This window comes from Flavobacterium sp. 11 (assembly GCF_002754315.1).
GTDB lineage: Bacteria > Bacteroidota > Bacteroidia > Flavobacteriales > Flavobacteriaceae > Flavobacterium > Flavobacterium algoritolerans.
Map to the genome: position 1 here is coordinate 3,387,800 of NZ_PEFE01000001.1, position 14,119 is coordinate 3,401,918.

Below are 14,119 nucleotides of genomic sequence, written 5' to 3' on the forward strand. Positions count from 1 at the left end.
TAAAAGACTTGAAAATCACTTCTATTCTTTCTTGTTTCTACTTCCTATTTACAATTTTTCTGTGCTTCTAAAGCTCTTTCTAAACCCCATTTTGGAGAGAAAGGTGTTTCAGGTTTAAAAGTAGCAAAAAGTCCAATAGCTTTTTCAATTTGCACACACATTGGTTTAGTGTCTGTTCCCCAAAATTTAGCACCACCTATTTCAAATTCGGCTTTACCAAAAACAACTCTTGGATTTTCCGGTGCAATTGCCTGTGCTTTTCCGTACAATTCCATAACCGTTCCAGATAATTTTTGTCCGTTCGTCATTGGATCAAAAGCAATCCAAGCGGTGTGAATCATTGCTTGCATTACCAATAATTCAGCATTATTGGGATTTTTATCCATTTCTATATCCAATGATTTTTGTGCTTTCGAAAGTAATAAATTCATTTGATCTTTATCTTTTGTTCTAAAAGCGGTCGTTGTATTCACTAATGCAACGTAATAATTAGGCAGCCAACTTGTTTTCTCTGCACCAGCTATTCTTTCGAATAAATCAGAAGCTTCCGTGTTTTTTCCTTCGCCCCAAAGCTGGAATGCTTTTCCCATTCCTTGTTCGAATTGCCCTTGAGCCGATAATAAACTACATACTAATAATACGATTGTGGTGATAACTTTTGTCATGATTTCTTGTTTTAAAATGGTTATTTTTTTGATGATTGAAACGTTGCAATAATTTATACTTCAAAAGTATCTCAGTTTTTATTGGTTTAAAATTTATAGATACTGAACTGTAGAATTTGATGGATGAATTGTGATTTAGTTGAAAGTTATACAGTTGAAAGAGTTTACAAAGACAGTAGACTTTATGACTTTGTGACTCGTTTTAAAGGTTCTTCAACTGATTGTCTTTTTTATCGTTGCTGATTGTCCAAAAGAATCCTATGAAGAAAAAGCGATCGGCCGTAGGAACAATTTCTTTTCTATTGTAAAAGCCTGTATTATCGGGATTGTTGGCATATTCGTATCCAAATACATTCTGAGAACCTAAAACATTAGAAACCGAGAAGTATAAAATCTTTTGCTGTGACACTAAATACGCCCAATTGAAACTTAAACTGTTGTAGGATTTTGTTTTTCCGTTCATAAATTTAGCTTCGTTTGGATTGTTATAAGGACGTCCAGAACTGTATGAATTCGTAAAACCTATTTGTGATTTCCAGTCGTTTATCCAGTATTTAGTAACGATTGACAAGCTGTGATCTGCAACAAAACTTGGTGTCACTTGAGAACTAAAATTTTTATAATTTCTCTCTGTGTCGATGTACGAATAGGAAACCCAATATTCTAAGTTTTTGATTGATTTTCCGTCTCTCCAAAACAAATCCAATCCTTTCGCATAACCAGAACCGGAATTATCATAAACCGAATTATACGCCGCCATTTGGGTGTCAAATTTTACTAAATTGCTGTAGTCTTTAAAATAAGTTTCTGCACGAAAGGTTTTTCCGTTCTTATTGTATTGAAAATTCAAGATGTAATGCGAAGCCTTTTCACTTTCAAACTGATGATTGTTGGAATACTTGATGTATTCCGCGTTTGGAGTTTGGGTAAAATCGCCATAAGCAAATGAAAACTGACTGTTTTTAGCCATTTTATAGGCAAATGAAATTCGGGGTGAAATGGCGGTTTCATTCAGTAAATCGTTATTTGAAGCCCTAACTCCTACTTTGGCTGCCCATTTTTTAGAGAAGAAAATATCGGCTTCCGTATAAACTGCCGCAATGTTAGCATCGTATCCATTGGTGAAAACCGAACCTGTATTTTCCTTAAAATCTTCATTGAATTGAGTAACAAAATAATCCGCTCCAAAAGACAGTTTCAATCTTTCAGAAAAGCTCTTTTTCAATTTTAATTTCAAATGAGCCGCATTTTCATCATTCGCCACTTTATCTGAATCCAAATTTATTTTATTATTGCTGTAGCCATAACTTAACCCGGAAGTAATTTGCCAATTGTTCCCAAAAACGCCTTTGTAAGACGAGTTCAAATAGAAATTATTGTTATTCAAGTCAACTCTGATTTTCTCTGGCGAATTGATATTTTCCTGATTAATATCGAATTTAGAACTATCAAAAGCAGCGTATACTTTCAAAATTCCATTATTGAAATTATAACGATAAACGGTTTCTCCTGACAACGATTGAAAAGGACTGTTCCAATCCACATTTTGAGGAATAACCGCTTGATACGGCGCTAAATTGATATAATTCGCATTTACGCTCAACGAACTTTTTTTCCACTTTTGGGTATTTCCAATTCCTAAACCTACAGTCATCAAAGCGATTTCGGTTTTGTTTTGGTCTGGATCATCTTGTGTATTCAATAACAAAACACTGGATAACGCTTCGCCATATTCCGCTGAATAACCACCCGTAGAAAATGATATTCCGCTGAATAAAAAGGGAGAAAACCTACCTCGTGTTGGTAAATTATTCGTGGTTGCGCCATACGGCTGTGCCACCCGAATCCCGTCTACAAAAGTTTGTGTTTCATTGGCTTCGCCACCACGAACAAACAATCGGCCGTCCTCGCCTACCGTTTGTGTTCCTGGCAACGTTTGCAAAGCCGCAATAATATTTCCAGCCGAACCCGCTGTAGTTACGATGTCTAACGGTTTTAAAACAGAAACTCTTGCTTTATCGCCCGCTTCTAATGTACCTGCTGTAATCACAACCGCGTCAAGCGATGTAACACTTTCTCGTAATTTGATGGTTTTATTTTGGAAATTAGCCACATCAATTACTGTTTTTGAAGTTTCATAAATCAGGAAACTCACAACCAAAGTTTGATTTCCGGTTGTTGTAGTTGTAAAACTAAAATTCCCCGTTTCACTACTGGAAGCACCGTCATAAGTTCCTTCAATAAAAATATTAGCACCTGAAACCGGTTTTCCTTTCTCATCTACCACTTTTCCTGAAATTGTATTTTGTGAAAAAATAGTTAAGCTGAATACTAAAAAGGCAAACGTAAAAATAAATTTAAACCTTGTGTTCGAATGATTTGATTGTTGCGTAAATGTTGGTTTCATGATATTTGATTTTGATGAAGCAAATATCTATTGCAAAAATCAGAACCAGAAAAAGTTATTACTGAACTGTTGAAATTACTGGATGAGTTGTTTTGCCTAATCCATTTCGAATTTAAAATCATGCATTTTTTATTTTATAATGAAAACCTTAAATTTGTGTACAACCAAATTCTGTAAAAATGAAAAAATCAATCTTATTCCTTTTATTGTTCTCTTTTAGTACCGTACTATTTTCTCAGGAAGCGGAATCAGCATTTGATGAAAAACTGGCAAAATCTCTTAAAGCAGATGATTACGGAATGAAGCAATATGTTTTTTGTTTGTTAAAAACTGGAAGCAACACAACGGCAACGAAAGAAGAAACTAAAAAACTATTTGAGGGTCACATGGCTAATATCAATCAATTAGCAAAAGAAGGAAAACTGGTTGTGGCGGGTCCTTTCATAAAAAACGAACGAAATTATAGAGGTATTTATATTTTTAACGCCAGTAGTATAGAAGAAGCTAAAACATTTGTGGCGACAGATCCAGCGGTACAATCTAAACTTCTGGAAGCTGAACTGACGCTTTGGTATGGAAGTGCAGCATTGCAGGAAACGCTAAAAATCCATGATAAAATAGCCAAAACTAAAATCTAATTTCATGAATATTGAAGAATTACAGGTTATTTGTAAATCAAATGAAGCGGTGACTGAAAGTATTAAGTGGGGAAATGATTTGTGTTTTTGCATAGGCGAAAAAATGTTTTTGGTTGTTGGTTTGGACAAATCCCCCACTTCGGCAGCTTTTAAAGTTTTGGAGGAACAGTTTGAAGAAATCAGCACTCGAGAAGGTTTTAAGCCTGCGCCTTACATTGCACGTTACAAATGGGTTATGATTAACGACATTAATGAAATGACCAAAAAAGAATGGCAGTTTTACATTGAACAATCCTATACTTTAGTCAAGGACAAACTTTCTGTCAAAATAAAAAAACAACTTGGTTTTACATAAAAGCAAAAAATTAAACTATGATAACTGAAAAAGAAAAAATGATTGCCGGAGAATATTATTTGGCAGGAGATCCTGTTTTAGTAAAAGACAGACGAAAATCTAAAAATTTACTCCACCGATTAAATGTTACAGAATACCGAGTGACAAAAAAAGCGAGAGAAATACTAAAAGAACTCATTCCTAATGCAGGACCAAATCTTTATATTGAACCTCCATTTTTTTGTGACTATGGATACAATATCAGTTGTGGCGAAAATGTTTATTTCAATGTAAACTGCGTTGTTTTGGATTGTGCCAAAGTCACTATTGGTTCAAATGTGTTTTTTGCACCGGGCGTTCAACTGTACACCGCCACACATCCGCTGGATGCTGAACTGAGAAAAACACTCGAAAATGCATTGCCAATAACCATTGGTGATGATTGCTGGATTGGCGGAAATTCAGTTATTTGTCCTGGTATTACCATTGGGAATGGCTGCGTAATTGGAGCAGGTTCAGTGGTTACAAAAGATATTCCTGACAATTCTTTGGCAGTAGGAAATCCGGCAAAAGTGATTCGGAAATTAAATGTTTAATGAATATCCTAACCCAAATTACAACTCCTCAAGATTAAAATTTCTTATCTTTGTTATAAACATTTAAACTTTATAAAATCATCATGAAACATCTCAAAGCATTTCTAGTCTTGGCATTTATTGTAGTCGCAAACTCCGTTTCGGCGCAATCCACTTTCGAAAAATGGCCTGCCATAAAAGAATTTCACGAAGTAATGTCACAAACATTTCATCCTGCTGAAGAAGGAAATCTTGCTCCAATCAAAGCACGTTCAGAAGAAATGATGAACAAAGCCGCCATGTTATTAAAGTCTGATATTCCTGCAGAATTTAGAACAAACGCTATATTGGCTTCAGCTGAAAGATTACAGTTAAAAAGTAAAGCACTGCATAAATTAGTTACTTCAAATGGATCTGATGCAGCAATTTTGAAATCAATCACTGATTTACACGACACTTTTCATGAGATTGTGGGACTTTGTTCCGATACAAAAAAATAAAAAACTAAAGCCTAATCAACTGATTAGGCTTTCTTCCTTTTACACCTTATCAATTCAATAAAAATGCCACATTTATTAGCAAAACTTAAAAATGTTCCTATTGCGGTCATTAGAGAGATTTTAGAAAAAGACAAAGCCTTTCATGCCGAAAATAATATGTTTCTGGAGCATCTTTGGCAAAATGCCGATGATGAAAATGAAGTGTTTTTTCTTTTTCGAATAAATGATATTGATGAAACCAAAGCATTGATACATCAACTTCATGCTGATGCTTTGACCCAAGATGCCAATGCAAATCTTCCAATAATGACTTATTTAAAATAACATGCTACAACTTAATAAAGTTCACCACATCGCCATTATTTGTTCTGATTATCAGAAATCAAAAACATTCTACACAAATATTTTAGGACTAACAATTGTTCAAGAAATTTATCGCGAAGAAAGACAATCGTATAAACTGGATTTGGCTTTAAACGGAAATTACATCATTGAGATTTTTTCGTTTCCAAATCCTCCGCAACGCCCTTCAAAACCTGAAGCGTCAGGATTACGCCATTTAGCTTTTGAAGTTGACGACATTCAATTAACACGCGATTTTTTAGTCCATAACAATATAAGTTCAGAAGAAATTCGTGTTGATGAACACACTAAAAAACGCTTTTTCTTTATTGCAGATCCAGATGATTTACCGATAGAGTTTTATGAAAAATAAGTCATTTTTGTTTATGAAAAAGTAAAAACAATGTATTAATCGCAAAAGAAAATAGTCCAATCCTTTTTTCAATTCAAATCTGATTTTGTTTCTTTAATTTTGTAATACTCAGACACATTACTTTTTCAAATGAACAATACCGCACAAATTAAAAAGAACTATCAATTCATTAAACTTCAAAAACTTGTTGTTGTATCCATTTTAATTGGTTTTCTTTCTGCTTTTTTGGGTGTTATTTTGAAAAACACAACTGAATATTATGAAGAAATCTTTTTTCACCAAACGATTGTAAATCCAATATTTTTTGTTGTTTTCCCCGTTTTTGGATTGTCAATTATTTATTTTCTTAGGGAGTATTTATTTAAGAAAAAGGAAAACAAAGGCATAAAAGAAGTTTTTGAAAGCACTAATTCCAATTCGAAGAATTTACCAAGCTATAAAATTCCTTCCCATTTCATTAACGGTTTATTGACCGTGGTTTTTGGTGGCTCTACAGGAATAGAAGTCTCGACAGTTGTTGCTTCAGCTACTATTGGTTCCGTTGCACAAAGGAAACAAAATATATTCAGACAATACAAAACCGAGTTAATCTGTGCAGGAGTTGCGGCGGGAATTACTGCATTATTCAGCAGTCCAATTGCCGGAATTCTATTTTCACTTGAAGTGATTTCAAAAAAAGTAACTCGAGCTTTTGTAGTAACAAATCTTATAGCCGTTTCAATCGCTTTTGAACTCATTTATTTGTTGGACGAAAAACCTTTGTTTGCAGTAAACATTACAACTTGGCACATTAGCGCAATTCCCTACTTTATACTATTGGGAATTATTGCAGGAATAAATTCGGTTTATTTAACCCGTTGTGTGTTGTTTTTTAAAGAACAATTTTCGAAAATAAAAGTGCCTTATTTCAAAATTATCTTCGGATCTATAATTTTAAGTATTTCCCTTTTTGTATTTCCACAACTGTATGGCGAAGGATATCATGCTATCAAGACTCTTTTTATTAATCCGAATGGAATCGTGCTTTCACTTTCATTGGTACTCACTTTCATCGGGATTTTAGTATTGAAGCCTATTGTTACTTCAGTTACTCTAGCTTCAGGAGGAGATGGTGGTGTTTTTGCCCCAAGCCTGTTTATTGGCGCATTTTTAGGACTATTAGTTGCTTTAGTTTTAAACACGTATTTCAATGCAAATGTAATTCCAATAAACTTTATGATAATAGGAATGGCAGCCGTTTTGAGTGCCAGTATTCATGCACCATTTACCTCCATATTTTTAGTTTGCGGATTAACCAATGATTATACGTTGTTTCTTCCAATTCTAGTGGTTTGCTTGATTTCAAAATATACGGCTAAAATGATTTATCCATTCACTGTTTACTCCTATTCTCCAAGTTTAGTAAAATAATTATCTATGCGTGTTCAAAAAATAAAAAGGAGTTATCGCAAAACCAAATACATTCTTTACAAAGAAACTTTAATTGATTTTAAGGAACATTTTTGGGCTTTTTTAGGTTCATTTATAGGCATCGGATTAATCGCCTACATGCAATCTAAAACTTTATTGCATTTAGATGTAGTCTATTTAATTGGGTCTTTTGGAGCTTCAAGCGTATTGGTTTATGGAATTATCCAAAGTCCATTAGCACAACCCAGAAATCTAGTTGGCGGACATATCGTTTCTGCAATTGTAGGCGTTACTGTCGCTAAATTTGTTCCTGATATTTTATGGATAGCCGCACCTCTCGCTGTTTCCTTATCTATTGTTTTAATGCAAATGACAAAAACGCTACATCCTCCAGGTGGCGCCACAGCTTTGATTGCCATAATAGGAACACCAAAGATTAAAAATCTTGGCTATTGGTATGTACTTTATCCAGTATTGAGCGGTGTGCTAATTTTATTGGTAGTGGCTTTGATTTTTAATAATATGACACCAAACAGGTCATATCCAAACCATAAAAAGTATCACATTATTAGAAAGAGGCTTGTTGGTAAGATTAAAAAAAGTCTTTCTTAACTTACCTATCAAATAAAGTATAATTAGCGTATTTATTTTGTACTAAAACCTAAATACTTTTAGAATAAATGACAATCAATCACTTATTCCCTTTGAAAGTCATACACAAAAATCTTATCAACAAATCTAAAATCTAAAATCTAAATCTAAAAATTAAATTTTACCTTTGAGCTTTCAATAAAAACAAAGATTATGGTTTATAAATTTAGAGTGATTCTAGACGCGGAAGAAGATGTTTTTAGAGACATTGCAATACTTGAAGACGATACTTTAGAAGATTTGCACAATGCAATTTTCAATTCCTTCGGATTTGACGGAATGGAAGTGGCTTCGTTTTATACTTGCGATGAAACTTGGAATCAAGAAGATGAAATTTCACTTTTTGATACCGGTGATATTCCAGGGGAGCAAAAAATCATGAGCGATTACCAATTGTCAGATATTTTAGATAAGGAAAATACTAAAATCATCTATGTTTATGATTTCATCAATATGTGGACATTCCTTGTAGAACTGGCTGCAATAGAAGATCAACTGGCTGGAAATACCTATCCGGAAACTATTTTTTCTCACGGTGAAATGCCGGATGAAGCGATGGAAAAAAACTTTGAATCAGACAATGCCGATGACTACAATGATGAATTTGAAGACGGATTAGACGACGATGATTTGGATATGTTTGAAGGAGATGATAGTTTTGAAGATTTTGGATTTGAGGAAAACTGGAATTAAAGCATTATACAATTAAGAATCAAGAGCCAAGATAAAAGACCTTTTTGCTGTCTTTCATCTTGGTTCTTTTATCTAAAAAAATAAAAATATGATCAATTTATATAATACACACATCGAAAACTTATCAATTCACAGAGTTGGTAATAAAAGTAGAAATGAAGCGATTTTTTTATCAGAGCAACCTTTTAATCTGAACGATGAAATTGTGCCTTTGATGAAAGAATTTTTCTTTAAACCATTTAGAGAAAAGGAAGAGAACTATTTTCAGTTTGCCCATGAAATTGATTTGGATTACAATGACATGTTCAAATTTGCAACTGAGATTTTTGAGAATCCAAATACGATTCATGAAGTTTCTCAAAAAATCACAAAACATTTATTTGAGCAATCTAATCATCCTCACATCAAGAATGGTGAAGTATATGTTACCTATTTAACCAACGTAAGCATTGATAATAATGTCGTGGATGCGATTGGAATTTTCAAAAGTGAGATTCAAGCTGACTTTTTACAATTTGAAGAGAAAGAAACTCACTTAGAAATGATTTTGCAACAAGGTGTGAGTTTGAATAAATTAGACAAAGGGTGTTTAATCTTCAATTATAAAAAAGAAGAAGGTTATAAAATCTTGACGGTAGACAGCAACCGCTATGATGCCAGATATTGGTTAGAGCATTTCTTATCCGTTGATGCCTTTGAAGATGAAAACTTTATCACTAAAAAGTATTTGAAATTCTGTCAGAACTTTGCTAAAGATGTTGTTTTCCCCGCTGAGGACAAGAAAGAAGAGGTGATGTTCATGAATCGTTCTGTGAACTATTTTGCAAAAAATGATCAGTTTGAGGAAACAAATTTCTTAAACGAAGTTTTAGACAATCCAGACTTAATTCCTGAGTTTAAAAACTATAAAGTAGACAAAGGAGAAAAATACAGTATTGAAGATGTTACGTCATTTCCTATTGCAAATGCCGCAGTTTCTGATGCTAGAAAATCAATCAAGAACGTGATTAATTTGGATACACACATCCAAATTAAAATGGACTTCATCAATCCTGAAAGTGCCGAGAAATTTGTAGAAAAAGGATGGGATGAAGAAAAACAAATGTATTACTACTTAGTTTATTTCAATAAAGAAGAAAAAAGCTAGTTTATAATTTTTCACTTCTAAATTTTTAATCCTCAATTACTTAAGTAGTTGAGGATTTTTTTTAAATAAAATTCATTTTTTATAAGAATTTTATTGTTTTTATTAACTTAAAGTGTATTTCATCGATTTTATTTGATATTTAATCGGTTATTAATTAAGTTTAATCCCCTTTAATCCCCAAATCTAAAGAACCAAATAGTATGAGTACAACCGAAATCAAAGAAAAATTTCTCAGTAAAAAAATTCTGTGCTCGCTATTTGGTCATAAAATAATTACAACCCGAAATGTCACAAATCATTTCAAAGAATTTAAATGCACTGTTTGTGAACTCGAATTAACTAACGATGAGAAAGGTCGAAAAACGTTTCTTACACCAGAACTAAAAGAAATAAATGAAACCCTCATAGGTTTCTACAATAAAAGAATTCATTCAGTCTAAAATTAATCACAGAAATTATTACAATTCATTTGATTACCAAAACAACCAATTATTACTTTTTATTCTTAAAAAAAAATATACCTACAAGAATAAAGATTCAATTATGTCTAACGGTACAAAAAAACAAAACCATGCTAATTCTTCTATTAATAAAATCAATACTGATATTGAGACAGAAAAACAATCAAAAAAAACTGCTTAGATACAATAGCATTTCTATTAGATAATTTCAAAAACACACAGTCGTATTTTGTAACACAAAACATTTGATTTTCTAAATTAAAATCAAAGTAATTCTTTAGAAAAAAGAACCGGAAATTTGTCAATCCAATTTCGTTTATTAGTAATTTTGTATTCTAAATAAACTATCAGATGGATTATCATTTGTTTAAAGAAAGCCCGTTCAAAACTCTAATTTCGTTCCATAAACTCATTGAAGCTTTAGAGAAAATCGCAGTCACTAATGTCGATTACCGCTCAAATTATGCCAAAGCTTTATTGAAAGAAATAGAACCTTTCCCTGAATTCAAAACAGGAATCGAGGATTTGAATTTAATTCCTGAAAACGAAACTCTGATAAACTATTTATTAGCTGATCTTTTCCCTACCGCGCTGACTCAAAACGAAATTAAAGCGGCTACCATTCCTTTTCAGAACTTTACGTTCAATTACTCCGAAAGATTCAAAAAAATACTTCAAAATGCCGGAAGAACATTTGATATGACAATCAGGGATTTTGATCAAAATCAATTCTACATTATGAATTGTATTTTGATTTTGAATACCTTTTATAATCAACATTTTGATTTCAACAGACCTTTATTTTACGATATCCCGGATGCAAATGGCATCATGAAGCATTATAGAATTCTATATAATGCTGATTTTATGGAAATCATCCCTACTGATAAATCGATAACATTATCTACTGAAGATATTGATTTATTGATGGATAATTATGACAATATCGATTTGTGGAAAGAAAAGTTCCCTTCAGAAAGCTGGATTTTAAAAGGCTTTGGTATTGTATCACTATTTGATGCATCTATTGAAAGTGCAATCTCAAATTTGAAAAGCAGTCTTTTAAAATCAGAAAAACATCAGACGGATAGTAGTAATGATTTTGAAACTATTTTTCGCTCTATTTTTAAAGTTTCAGATTTGAAAGTTGGTTTTATCATTTACAATGAAGAAGATGAAAAGTTTGTTAAGCCTCCCTATGATGATAAAAAAATAGACAGTTTTATTCTACACGACATGCAAGAAGTCGATTGTAAAAATGCACTTTTTGGTTGCTCATTGGAAAATATTTTGGAACAAAATAAACCGTTTGTAATTTCAAATGTTGAAAAATTTGCCAAAAAATCAGAAAATGAAAAACTGGGAGAACATTTTTTAAAACTCAATATTAAAAGCTGTATTCTTGCTCCGGTGATAAAAAACGGTAAACTTTTGGGCATCATAGAATTAGTTTCTGGAAAACCAAGAGAACTTAACAGCATTAATGTAAACAATCTGGATTTGATTTTACCATACGTGGTAGACACATTGGAGCGTTACAAAAATGATATGCAACACCAAATAGAAGCTATCATTCAAAGAGAATATACAGCCATACACCCAAGTGTTTATTGGAAATTCAGAAGAGAAGCGCTTAAATATTTTCAGACTAATAATCCAAATAAAGACTATATATTTAAGGAAATTGTATTCAAGGAAGTATACCCTTTGTATGGTCAAATAGACATTAAAGGTTCGTCTAATCATAGAAATGAAACGGTAAAAGAAGATTTAAAAAATCAACTAGGTGCTCTTATAAAAATCTTTGAAAATCAAAATTCAAATACTAATTTAGTTTTATTAGAACAACGAAAATTTGAATTGCAATCATTTTACAATCAACTGGAATTCCCTTTAAAAGCGGATACCGAACAACAAATTCAACTTTACATAGAAAAAGAAATTCATCCTATTTTAAGGAATACAAAAACTAATGCGCTAGGTGAAACGCTGGAGCAAAATTACTTTGAAAGTCTAGATGAAAAAACAGGAATGTTTTACCATTCGAGAAAGAAATTTGACAATGCCATGTCTATTGTCAATAAAAAATTAGCTTCAATTCTTGATAAAAAACAAATTGAAGCACAAAATATTTTTCCGCATTATTATGAGCGTTTCAAAACCGATGGTGTGGAACACAATCTTTATATAGGTTCATCAATTACGCCAAGTAAAGATTTTGATAGTATGTATCTTCATAATTTGAGATTATGGCAATTGCAAACCTTGTGCGAAATGGAGCTGGAACACCATCAACTCAAATCTACTTTGCCTTATGAACTTGATGTAACTTCGTTGATTTTAGTGTTTAGTTCTGCTATTTCTATCCGATTTAGAATGGATGAGAAACGTTTTGATGTTGACGGTACCTACAATGCCCGTTACGAAGTAGTAAAAAAACGTATTGACAAAGCCAATATCAAAGGAAGCAAAGAGAGAATTACCGAAAAAGAAAAAATTACAATTGTCTATTCCCATAATAATGAGGAAACAGAATATTTGAATTATATCAAATTTCTACAATTTAAAAAAGTATTGGAACCAACCATCGAACAATTTGAAGTGGAAGAATTACAAGGCGTTTCGGGTTTAAGAGCAATCAGGGTAAAAGTGATTAATGATACTAAAGAACAAACGCCTAAAAACTTTTCTTACCAAGATTTACTGGATGAATTGAATTAAGTACCAACCATTTTAAACGCAATTACAAAAGCAATTACCGAGATTATAATTCCTATCATGAAAAAATTATAGGCAACTCTTAATAAACGGTATTTTTTCTCGAGAACTAATCCCAGAAAATATAAATCCTTAATCATGGAGTTATAAAGGTATTCCCTGTCTTTCATCATTTCGTTCATAGCCCATTGGTATTCATCCAAAGGCATTTTATAGAAATTTCCAAAGAATAGTAAATTCACTTTTTTATTTTCAATATCTTGTCGTGTAAAAACTCCTTTCGTCACTTTTGGTCGTGTGGAAAGTATGGCAAAAATAATAGTAATAACACTGGACATCAGCATGATAAAAGTAGGAACCATCAGATGAACATTTTTTGGGCTGTCTAATTTTGGAATCAACGTAGAAAGCGCTATCGAAATAATGATTGCATTTACAGAGAGTAAAATATTAGCTTTACTGTCAGCAATTCCGCTTAAACTGGTATGATTATTCAATGTTACTCTAAATAAAGTATCAACCGCTCGTTCCGGTTTTTCTTCTTTTTCTCTTTTTTTATACTCTTTATCTGGTTCGTTATTCGTTTTCAAGTTCATTTTTTTTATTTTTTTCTGAAGACGTTTTATGTTTTTCTCTTTTAAAGGTTGCCAATTTTGAATGGCATAATCCGTATAAAACCGATGAATATTAGCTAAAAAATTGAAGTTCTCTACAGCCCAATCTTTATCAGTAAAAGATTTTCCTTCTATATTTCTCCATTCGTTTCTTAACCCTTCACAGCTAAAAATATAATCATCACTCAAAATATGGAAATAATCGGCATCTTTTATTATTTTTTCAAAAAGGGTTTTGGGAACATACTCCTTTTCGGTGGCTTTGATTAATCCTGCCACTTTCTCAATATAATCAGCAGATTTTTCATTTTTTGTTAAAAAATCAGAGGCAATTACAATACTTGAATCTTCATGATTACTGCAACCCGTTATATATCCTGTGTCATGAAACCAAGCGGCAATGAGCAACATTTCTTTATCAGAAGAACTTATATTTTCGCTGTCAGCAAGTGTTTCAACAGCTGCTACTACGTCAAGAGTGTGTTGAAAATTATGATAGGTATATGAATTAGAAAGTTTATCTTTGAGTAATTTACTAACAAAATTTTCGGCTTGTTCTATAAGATTCATAAAGAAATTTTTATACTACTA

General features: G+C 32.3%; 15 protein-coding genes. 12 read left to right on the forward strand and 3 right to left on the reverse strand.

What is annotated here, in order from left to right:
- Nucleotides 1-44 precede the first annotated feature (44 nt).
- The gene (locus tag CLV00_RS14710; protein ID WP_099715891.1) at nucleotides 45-665 is read right to left on the reverse strand and encodes a hypothetical protein; all 621 of its coding nucleotides are present in this window, start codon (nucleotides 663-665) and stop codon (nucleotides 45-47) included.
- 202 nt (nucleotides 666-867) lie between these two features.
- Nucleotides 868-3,072 (reverse strand): TonB-dependent receptor, encoded by a 2,205-nt coding sequence (locus tag CLV00_RS14715; protein WP_099715892.1) that lies wholly within the window; start codon nucleotides 3,070-3,072, stop codon nucleotides 868-870.
- A 179-nt stretch (nucleotides 3,073-3,251) separates the two neighbouring features.
- Here CLV00_RS14715 and CLV00_RS14720 point away from each other — a divergent pair, with 179 nt between their 5' ends.
- The 12 genes from CLV00_RS14720 to CLV00_RS14775 all read left to right on the forward strand — a co-directional run bounded on the left by CLV00_RS14720 (nucleotide 3,252) and on the right by CLV00_RS14775 (nucleotide 12,917).
- On the forward strand, nucleotides 3,252-3,710 hold the full coding sequence (locus CLV00_RS14720; RefSeq protein ID WP_099715893.1) for a YciI family protein: 459 nt from the start codon (nucleotides 3,252-3,254) through the stop codon (nucleotides 3,708-3,710).
- 4 nt (nucleotides 3,711-3,714) lie between these two features.
- Complete coding sequence (locus CLV00_RS14725) at nucleotides 3,715-4,065, forward strand: MmcQ/YjbR family DNA-binding protein (RefSeq protein ID WP_099715894.1); 351 nt, start codon at nucleotides 3,715-3,717, stop codon at nucleotides 4,063-4,065.
- Nucleotides 4,066-4,082: 17 nt separating this feature from the next.
- Nucleotides 4,083-4,640, forward strand: a complete 558-nt coding sequence (locus tag CLV00_RS14730) for a sugar O-acetyltransferase (protein WP_099715895.1) — start codon at nucleotides 4,083-4,085, stop codon at nucleotides 4,638-4,640.
- 83 nt (nucleotides 4,641-4,723) lie between these two features.
- Nucleotides 4,724-5,119 carry a hypothetical protein gene (locus tag CLV00_RS14735; RefSeq protein WP_099715896.1) on the forward strand — a complete coding sequence of 132 codons (396 nt, stop codon included), beginning with the start codon at nucleotides 4,724-4,726 and terminating at the stop codon, nucleotides 5,117-5,119.
- 63 nt (nucleotides 5,120-5,182) lie between these two features.
- Entirely contained in the window at nucleotides 5,183-5,443 is a 261-nt protein-coding gene (locus CLV00_RS14740; protein ID WP_099715897.1) for a hypothetical protein, read from the forward strand.
- 1 nt (nucleotide 5,444) lies between these two features.
- Nucleotides 5,445-5,834, forward strand: a complete 390-nt coding sequence (locus tag CLV00_RS14745) for a VOC family protein (RefSeq protein WP_099715898.1) — start codon at nucleotides 5,445-5,447, stop codon at nucleotides 5,832-5,834.
- A 129-nt stretch (nucleotides 5,835-5,963) separates the two neighbouring features.
- Nucleotides 5,964-7,244, forward strand: coding sequence for a chloride channel protein (locus tag CLV00_RS14750; RefSeq protein ID WP_099715899.1), 1,281 nt, complete (start codon nucleotides 5,964-5,966; stop codon nucleotides 7,242-7,244).
- A gap of 6 nt (nucleotides 7,245-7,250) precedes the next feature.
- The gene (locus CLV00_RS14755; protein WP_099715900.1) at nucleotides 7,251-7,856 is read left to right on the forward strand and encodes an HPP family protein; all 606 of its coding nucleotides are present in this window, start codon (nucleotides 7,251-7,253) and stop codon (nucleotides 7,854-7,856) included.
- A 192-nt stretch (nucleotides 7,857-8,048) separates the two neighbouring features.
- Nucleotides 8,049-8,588: a hypothetical protein gene (locus tag CLV00_RS14760; RefSeq protein WP_099715901.1), complete on the forward strand. Its 540-nt coding sequence runs from the start codon at nucleotides 8,049-8,051 to the stop codon at nucleotides 8,586-8,588.
- Nucleotides 8,589-8,676: 88 nt separating this feature from the next.
- Nucleotides 8,677-9,735, forward strand: coding sequence for a nucleoid-associated protein (locus tag CLV00_RS14765; RefSeq protein ID WP_099715902.1), 1,059 nt, complete (start codon nucleotides 8,677-8,679; stop codon nucleotides 9,733-9,735).
- A gap of 200 nt (nucleotides 9,736-9,935) precedes the next feature.
- Nucleotides 9,936-10,175 (forward strand): DUF1660 family phage protein, encoded by a 240-nt coding sequence (locus CLV00_RS14770; RefSeq protein WP_099715903.1) that lies wholly within the window; start codon nucleotides 9,936-9,938, stop codon nucleotides 10,173-10,175.
- 372 nt (nucleotides 10,176-10,547) lie between these two features.
- Nucleotides 10,548-12,917, forward strand: coding sequence for a GAF domain-containing protein (locus tag CLV00_RS14775; RefSeq protein ID WP_099715904.1), 2,370 nt, complete (start codon nucleotides 10,548-10,550; stop codon nucleotides 12,915-12,917).
- On the opposite strand, the gene CLV00_RS14780 is transcribed toward CLV00_RS14775, so the two are convergent.
- Nucleotides 12,914-14,098 (reverse strand): Pycsar system effector family protein, encoded by a 1,185-nt coding sequence (locus tag CLV00_RS14780; protein ID WP_099715905.1) that lies wholly within the window; start codon nucleotides 14,096-14,098, stop codon nucleotides 12,914-12,916. The genes CLV00_RS14775 and CLV00_RS14780 overlap by 4 nt on opposite strands.
- Nucleotides 14,099-14,119: the final 21 nt, after the last annotated feature.